Origin of the sequence: Streptomyces sp. NPDC006335 (assembly GCF_040612795.1) — a bacterium.
Lineage (GTDB): Bacteria > Actinomycetota > Actinomycetes > Streptomycetales > Streptomycetaceae > Streptomyces.
In genome coordinates this window covers 525,192-532,917 of record NZ_JBEXQX010000004.1, presented here as the reverse complement: position 1 = coordinate 532,917, position 7,726 = coordinate 525,192, and the positions used below count along the sequence as shown (strand labels likewise).

Genomic DNA, 7,726 nt, shown 5'->3' with positions numbered 1-7,726 from the left:
AGTCGACGCGGAGCGTCGAGGACCGACGACAACGCGGCAGATGCGCGTGCCAGACCCCGCGACGCCGGCATGATCCAAACGACAGGGCCTAGGGGCCCCGGACGCAGCGTGACCCTGCGTGACCATGGCTTTCGGGCACTCTCCGGCTCGGTGCACAATGTGCGGCATGGAAGATGGGGCGGCGGCGCCGGCACGGCGTCCAGGGGGAGCCGTACCAGGAGAGCGCCAGGCGACCCTGCGGGACGTGGCGCGGGCGGCCGGCGTCTCGCAGGCGACGGCATCGCGCGTGCTCAACGGGAGCATCCGCAACGTCCGGCAGGACAACGTCGACCGTGTCCTCGCCGCGGCAGCGGAACTGGACTACGTACCGCATCTGTCGGCCCAGGCGATCGCGCGGGGGTCGACCAACACCGCCGCGCTCGTCGTCAGCGGAGTCGACGACCCCTACTTCTCCTCCATCGCGGGTGGGGTGACACAGGCGGCGGAGGAGGCCGGGCTCATCGTGACGATGGCGGTCGCGGGCCGCTCCCCCGAGCGTGAACTCCAGATCGTCAGGACACTGCGCGGCATGCGGCCCCGCGCCATCATCCTGGCCGGCAGCCGCATCGACGGCTCCGGCACCCGCGACCTCCTCCTCGAGGAACTCGACGCCTACCAACAGGCGGGCGGCAGCGTAGTCCTGACAAGTCAGCACGACCTGCCTTTCAGCACCGTCAGCATCGACAACTACGGTGGTGCGCGGCAACTCGCCCGCGCCCTGGTGGGTCTCGGCTACCGTCGGTTCGCGGTCGTGCGCGCGGGCATCGGGCTCAGGACGTCCCGTGACCGGTGCACCGGCTTCGTGGAGGGTCTGCGCGAGTTCGGCATCGACGTCGACGAACGGTTCGTGGTGGAAGCCGAGTTCAGCCGTCGGGGCGGTTGTGAGGCGGCCCGGGAGCTCGTCGAACGGGGCCTGGACGGTACGGAACTCGTCTTCGCCGTCAACGACGTCATGGCGATCGGTGTGATGACCGCCTTCCGGGACGCCGGACTGGTACCCGGCCAGGACATCGCCGTCGCCGGCTTCGACGACATCGGCCCAGCGGTGGACGTCGCCCCGGCGCTGACCTCCGTGACCGTACCTCTGCGGCGGGTCGGGATCTGCGCGATGGAACTCGCGCTCTCCGACGAGAATGCCCGGCGGATCGTGCCGGTCTCCACCGAGGTCGTCCTGCGGGGCAGCACACCCGGCCCATGACCGTGCCGGGTCGCCGGAGCCACCCCGGCTGGCGCTCCCCTTCCCCGTCACCAGCCTCGTCACTTTCTCGGGATCCACAATGAGGCTGTGGCCCGCTGACGAATCCCAGCTCGCCTCGCTGCGCGCGGTGATCGACCAGTTGGTGGGCGACTGTGCCGCCGAGCCTGGAACGGGAACCGCCCCGTCTCCGACTCGTCGCCGCCACCCCGGCACCGCAAAACGGGACGGCCACTGTGTTCTCCGGCGTCGAGCAGCGCGCCTGTCGCGTCGCCGCGAGTCGCCTCCAGAGGTTGGCGAGGACCGGCGCCCGAGGCTTATCGCCGCTGCCCACGGTCGCCGCCTGCCGGGAGTCCGACTAGTGGCGGACGACACCCGACCCGGCCTCGCCTTACAGGTTTGGCCTTGCTCAGCGAGCGCCACGGGGCCCGGGCGCGGGACGGGCCGGAGGTGGCCCGCCCCGCGCCCGGGAGGCGCCCGTACCGCTCAGGCGGTCACGTCACCTTCACCAGCTTCCACTTCTGGTTGCTGCTGCCGGTGGTGAACCACTGGTCGATGGGGGTGTCGTCGGTGGTCTGCGCCTTGTAGACGTCGACCTTGTACCCGTTGGAACGGGACTCGATGGTGTAGGTGCCGCCGCTCGCCGGGGCGATCAGCCACTGCTGGCTGACGCTCCCGCTGGGGGTCCCCAGCTGCAACTGGGTGCCGGGCCAGGTGGAAGCCGCGTCGACGTCGAGGGCCTTGCCGCTGGTGACGCCCGTGAGGGTGAGGTAGCCGCCGCTGGTGTAGGCCAGTTTCCACTGCTGGCTGCCGCTGTTCGCGTCGGCCTTCTGGACGACGGGCGTGCCGTCGGTGGTTCCGCCGTTGTAGGCGGTGATGACCTTGCCGGTGCTGGCGCTGACGATCTTGTAGGTGCCGGACAGGTCGCTGACCGCTTCGTGGGTGACGGAGAAGTTGGAGTACTCGACGGGGTAGTAACCGGCCGTGCCCAGGCCGGCCAGGCCCGCGCCGTGGCTCGCGTCGGTCACCGTGCCGACCGTGCTTCCGTCGATCTTGGCCGTGATGGTGCTGTCCTGGAAGGTCAGGGCCAGTTTGTGCCAGGTGCCGGTGCCGGGCGCGGTGACGGTGCCGCTGGCGAGGGTGGTCCAGTTCCACGCGTTGTTGCCGGCGGTGTCGGTCTTCAGCAGCGACCAGGACCCGGTGTCGGACAGGCGCAGGTGATAGGCGTTCATCCCCCCGGCGCTGAACTTCGTCTGGGTGCCGACGCGGCCGAGGAGCTCTGCGGAGCTGCCGCTCTTCTCCAGCAGTACGTCGGAGCTGACCGTGTAGTTGCTCCAGCCGATGTCACCCATGACGGTGTAGGGCTGGGTGGCGTTCGTGGCCGGGTACCACCAGATGATCGGCTTCTGGGGTGCGGTCTGGCGCAGGCACTGGCCGGTGCGGCCCCCGGTGCAGGGGGCGGCCTGGAACGCGCCGTTCATGGAGGCGAAGTACTTCGCCTCCTGCCCGGTGCCGTAGCCGGCGAAGGAGTCCGAGTACGGCATGGAGAGCCGGTTGCGGGCGGGCGGGGTGGTGGTTGCGGAGCCCTGACCGGTGGTGGTGGTCACGGTGTACAGGTGACCGGGGTCCAGGGTGAGGGTGTACGTGCCGTTGGCGGCAGTCAGGTCACTGTTCTGCACCATGCGCGGGGTGGCGCCGCCGGCCTGCGACAGATCGGTGGACCACACGTGCAGTGCGCCGCCGGGAAGGCCGCCGGCGATGTTCAGGGTGACCGTCTGGGACGCGGTGGCGTCCATGGTCTCGAAGACGGTGCTCCAGGCGCTCTTGTCGGGCGCGGCATAGCTGACGTAGCTGCCGTTGCCGCGGTCGCCGCCGAGGTAGCCGGAGGCGGTGTCGAGGTACTTCCAGCCGGGCGAGGTGAACTGCGTGGTCTGGGCGATGGACCAGGCGGTGCGGGACACGCTGTAGGCGCCCGTCCACGGCTGGTTCGCGGTGATCAGGCCCTGGTCGTGGAAGAAGAGGTTCTGGTAGTCGGCGGCGAGCATCGGCCAGTTGATGTAGGCGCTCATCTTGGCGTCGAGGTAGCCGCGGTTGATGGCGCGGGCGACCGGGGCCGCCCCGGTCTCGGCGTTCTCCGAGCCGTTCTCGCTCGCCCAGAGCTGCTTGCCCAGCGACTGGGCGTCGGCGGTGGAGGAACAGGTGCTCATCGCGGACTGGTAGGTGCAGGGGTAGTGCGCGCCCACGACGTCCACGGCGCTCTTCAGGGCGCTGTCGGACTTCATCGCGGTGGCGATGTTCCAGTTGGTCTCATCGCTGCCGACCAGCTTGGTCGAGCCGTACCCCTTCGCCGCCAGCGCCGTCTTCAGGTTCTCGTAGAAGGACGCGCTGTACGTCTTCTCGTTCCGGCCGCCGATGTAGTCGATGGCCAGGCCGTGCTGCTTGGCGCAGTCCATCCAGTCGGTCAGATAGTCGATGCCGTCCTGCGTGTAGAAGTTGCCGTTTCCCACCCAGCCGGGCGCGCCCCAGGCCAGGGCGAAGAGCTTGATGCCGGGGTTGCGGGCCTTGGCCTGCTCCATCAGCCACCACTCGTACCCGGCATAGCAGTCGATGCTGCCCCTCGTGTGCTCGAAGCTGGCCTCGGAACCGTCGGTGGAGTTGGTGTCGCCGCCGATCTCGACCTTGAGGATCTGCAGGGCCGCGCCGTAACCGGGCTTGAACAGGTAGTCCAGGATCTGGTTGCGCTGGGTCGCCGGGTAGTCCACCAGCAGGCGGGAGTTGCCGCCACCGCCGCTGATCGCGCCGACGCCGTCGAAGGTGCGTCCGCCGCTGGCGCCGTCCACGGTGATCGCCGTGGTGGTGGCGGCGTACGCGGGCGGCAGTGCCCGGCCGGTCAGCAGGGCCAGTCCGAGGATCAGGGCGGCCAGGGCCGCCAGCCGTCTGATGTGCCTGTCGGGCAGGGGGATGGCGTGGTGCACGGAGGTCCTCCAGGAGGGGTGCGGGTGGGAGTCGGGCCTGCTTGCGCTGGGACCCCCGGGTCCGGGGACGGATGGGTCCGACCGCAAGAGCGGTGCAGGACGGATGGGTACGGCCGCGAGGGCGGCGGGGAACGGGTGGTTGGGTACGGCCGCAACAGCGGCGCGGAACGGGTGGTTGGGTACGGCCGCAAGAGCGGGGCGGAACGGGTGGTTGGGTACGGCCGCGAGAGCGGCGCGGGACGGGGTGGTGCCGAGGACCACGGGCCGTCGCGACAGTGGTGTGACGGGGCGGCTCCGCAGGTCATGGCCTCCGGGCAAGGACGCGGGGGTATCGCTGGAGTTCGCCGGAGTCGGACGACATCACACAGGCCGGAGTCGGTACGACATCCCGCACGCTCGATGGCTCGGGACCGCGCGGGAAATCGTATTCCGCGCAGTGTGCCCGGCGGTGATCGCAGGCGTCAAGAGAGTCGTACGGGTATGCGCCGCTTCGCTCGCGGTCGCGTCAGGCGGCGCGCGGTGCCGTGCTGTCTCGGACCACCAGTCGGCCGCGCATCATCAGGTGCTCGGGCTCCGCTCGCTCGGCGAGCGCGCGACGCACCGCTTCGGCGCCCGCCCGGGCCAGCGGCAGCGACACCGTCGTCAGCCGCGGTGTCACATCGGTCGCGAGCTCGATGTCGTCGAAACCGGTCACCGAGACGTCGGAGGGCACCACCACCCCGGCGGCCCGGAACGCGGACATCGCACCGATGGCGATGGTGTCGTTGGCCGCGAGGACGGCGTGGGACGGCTCAAGACCCTCGGCGATCAACTGCCGCGCCGCCTCGAATCCCCCTTGGCGACTCACCGGGCAGTGCGCGATGTGGATGTGGCGCTCCTCGACACCGCCGGCCCGGAGCCCGTCGACGAAGCCCGCCGTGCGGGCGGAGACGTTCCCGCGGTCCCGCGCGCCGGCCAGGATCGTGACGTGGCGGTGCCCCGACCCGGCGACGTAGGTGGCCAGTTCCTTCGCCGCGCCGTGGTTGTCGAAGCTGATGGAGTCGAACGGCATGTCCGTGTCGCCGAGGATCACGACCCGGCCGCCGTCGCGTTCGTAGCCGAGCAACTCGTCGAGCAGACGGCCACCGAGGGCGTCCGACGCGAGGCGGCTGGAGGTGAGGATGAGTGCTCGCGGCCGGAGCGCGCGCTGCAGCCGGACGGTTTCGAGCTGGCGCTCGGAGGTGCCGTGGGTGGAGGAGACGGTCACGAACGCTCCGGCGTCGCGCGCCTGCCGTTCCATCGCGGCAGCGGCCATGCCCATCGAAGGGGTGGTGAGGTCGTCGGCGACGACCGCGATCGAGTCGTTCGCCCGTCGCATCGCGCGGGCCGAGGCGTCCGCCGTGTAGCGCAGCTCGGCCGCGGCGGAGAGGACCCGCTGCCGGTACTCCGGATTGACCGTGCGGGAGCTGCCGCCCAGGACGCGCGACGCGGTCGGCACCGACACACCGGCGGCCGCCGCCACGTCGCGCAGCGTCACGGTGGGCCTCGCTGCATGGGGCATCGCGCCGCAACCCTCCGCATCAGTACACGTCGCCTTCGACGATGCCCGAGAATATCTCCGGTCGGCCGCACTCCGGAATGCATCAGGTTCCGATGATCGGCTGACGCCGTAGCCGGCGTCGCGAAACGACCGGGTGTCGCGGTCGCCGGCATCCCAGCGGTCCGGCTGTCAGGCGTCCCGCTTGATGAACAGGGTTCCCCACAGGGCGAGGAGCGCGGCGCCGTAGGCGGTGAAGACCAGGCCGCCCGTGAGGGGGCGGAGTGCCGCCGGGGCGTCGTCGAGAGGTGTCTGCGAGGTCACGGCCATCATCCGCTCGCCCGCGCTGAACGGCAGGTAGGCAGACGCTGAGTGGATCGACTCGAAGGCGCCCATCCCGAGGATCAGCGCGATCAGGCCCTCGATGATCACGGGGAAGGTGATGAGCAGGACGACGGCCGCCGGGAGGTTGCGGGCGATGCCGCCGAGTGCGAGCCCGAACAGCGCGCAGACGACGAGGAACACCACGTAACCCGCGGCCACCCGGCCCATCGGGGGCGCGGTGAACACCTCCTGGGCCCTCGGGCCGCCCACCAGCAGGCCTATCCCCAGGCTCTCGGCGGCCAGTAGCCCTCCGACCACCGCGACCACCGCGGCAACGACCACCGTCTTGGCGGCCCACAGGTGTATGCGGCGGGGGATCGCCGTGACGGCGGCGCGGATCGTCCCGTACCGGTATTCGTGCCCTGTGGCGAAGACGCCGATCAGTCCCATGAAGACAAAGATCAGCGGGACCGTGCCGGTATCGCCGCTGAGTGCCAGCGCGGCGGCGTCGTCGGCGAGCTGGTCGTCCCCGCTCTTGCCACTCAGGGTGATGACGAGCGCCAACAGCCCCTGGGCGACAGCGGACAGCCCTACCAGCCACCACGTGGACCGCAGGGTGGTGAGCCGAACCCATTCGTAGCGCAGCGCGCTGGTCATCGCGTTCCTTCCAGGGTGTCCCGGTTGCCCGCCGCGGCGACCGTCCTCGTCGATCGGGGTGCCGCCGGGGTGGCGACGAACTGCTCGGCGTCGGCGGTCGCCTCGAAGAACGCTTCCTCCAGCGTGGCCGCGCGGTCCGTGAGTTCGTGCAGCATGATCTGGTTGGCGTAGGCGAGCTCCCCGATACTCGCCCGGTCCGCGCCGCGGACTTCGATCGCGGCGCCATCCACCCGGTCGACTGCGGCGCCCTCCGCCAGGAGCAGTTCGGCCAGCTTGTCGGTGTGCGGGCTCTGCACCACGACGGAACTGCGAGAGCTCTTGGTCACGAAGTCGGCGACCGACTCGTTCGCTATCGTCCGGCCCTTGCCGATCACCACCAGGTGGTCGGCCATCAGGGCCATCTCGGCGAGCAGGTGACTGCTGACGAAAACCGACCGCCCGGCCGCGGCGAAGTCCTTGAGGAAACCGCGTAGCCAGTTGATGCCCTGCGGATCGAGGCCGTTGGCCGGCTCGTCGAGGATCAGTGTGTGGGGGTCGCCGAGCAACGCGGCCGCCAGCCCCAGCCGTTGGCCCATACCGAGGGAGAAACCCTTCGGCTGCTTCTTCGCCACCGACTCCAGCCCGACCATGTGGAGCACCTCGTCGACCCGCGCGTCCGTCACACCCGCGGCCGCGGCGAGCATCCGGAGGTGGCTGCGCGCCGTGCGGGTCGGGTGGAATGCCCTCGCGTCCAGCAGCGCGCCCACCTCGCGCATCGGATGACGCAGCTCCCGGTACGGCTTGCCGCTGAACAGCGTCCGCCCGCCCCCGGTGTCCAGGCCGAGCATGAGCCTGATCGTGGTCGACTTGCCGGCCCCGTTCGGGCCGAGGAACCCCGTCACCCGGCCCGGGCGGACGTCGAACGAGAGGTCATGCACGGCGACCGTGGAGCCGTATCTCTTGTGCAGGTTCGTGGCCTCGATCATGCTCGCTCTCCTGCCGTGCTGTCGTCGGGTCGGGCCGTGCCGGGCCCCGTCAGAA

5 protein-coding genes are annotated in these 7,726 nt (G+C 70.4%); 1 reads left to right on the top strand and 4 read right to left on the bottom strand.

Annotated elements, in window-relative coordinates; all coding sequences use genetic code 11:
• Window positions 1–166 precede the first annotated feature (166 nt).
• Window positions 167–1,237: a LacI family DNA-binding transcriptional regulator gene (locus ABZ098_RS16240; protein ID WP_356591396.1), complete on the top strand. Its 1,071-nt coding sequence runs from the start codon at window positions 167–169 to the stop codon at window positions 1,235–1,237.
• A 491-nt stretch (window positions 1,238–1,728) separates the two neighbouring features.
• Here the strand turns inward: ABZ098_RS16240 and ABZ098_RS16235 are convergent, their stop codons facing one another.
• From ABZ098_RS16235 to ABZ098_RS16220, 4 genes are all read right to left on the bottom strand, one after another.
• A complete protein-coding gene (locus tag ABZ098_RS16235; protein WP_356591394.1) occupies window positions 1,729–4,209 on the bottom strand; it encodes an RICIN domain-containing protein in 2,481 nt (826 codons plus the stop codon).
• A 505-nt stretch (window positions 4,210–4,714) separates the two neighbouring features.
• The gene (locus tag ABZ098_RS16230) at window positions 4,715–5,749 is read right to left on the bottom strand and encodes a LacI family DNA-binding transcriptional regulator (protein WP_356591392.1); all 1,035 of its coding nucleotides are present in this window, start codon (window positions 5,747–5,749) and stop codon (window positions 4,715–4,717) included.
• Window positions 5,750–5,917: 168 nt separating this feature from the next.
• Complete coding sequence (locus ABZ098_RS16225; RefSeq protein WP_356591390.1) at window positions 5,918–6,706, bottom strand: ABC transporter permease; 789 nt, start codon at window positions 6,704–6,706, stop codon at window positions 5,918–5,920.
• Complete coding sequence (locus tag ABZ098_RS16220; protein ID WP_356591388.1) at window positions 6,703–7,671, bottom strand: ATP-binding cassette domain-containing protein; 969 nt, start codon at window positions 7,669–7,671, stop codon at window positions 6,703–6,705. Before ABZ098_RS16220 ends, ABZ098_RS16225 begins: the two co-directional genes overlap by 4 nt.
• Between the last annotated feature and the right edge of the window lie 55 nt (window positions 7,672–7,726).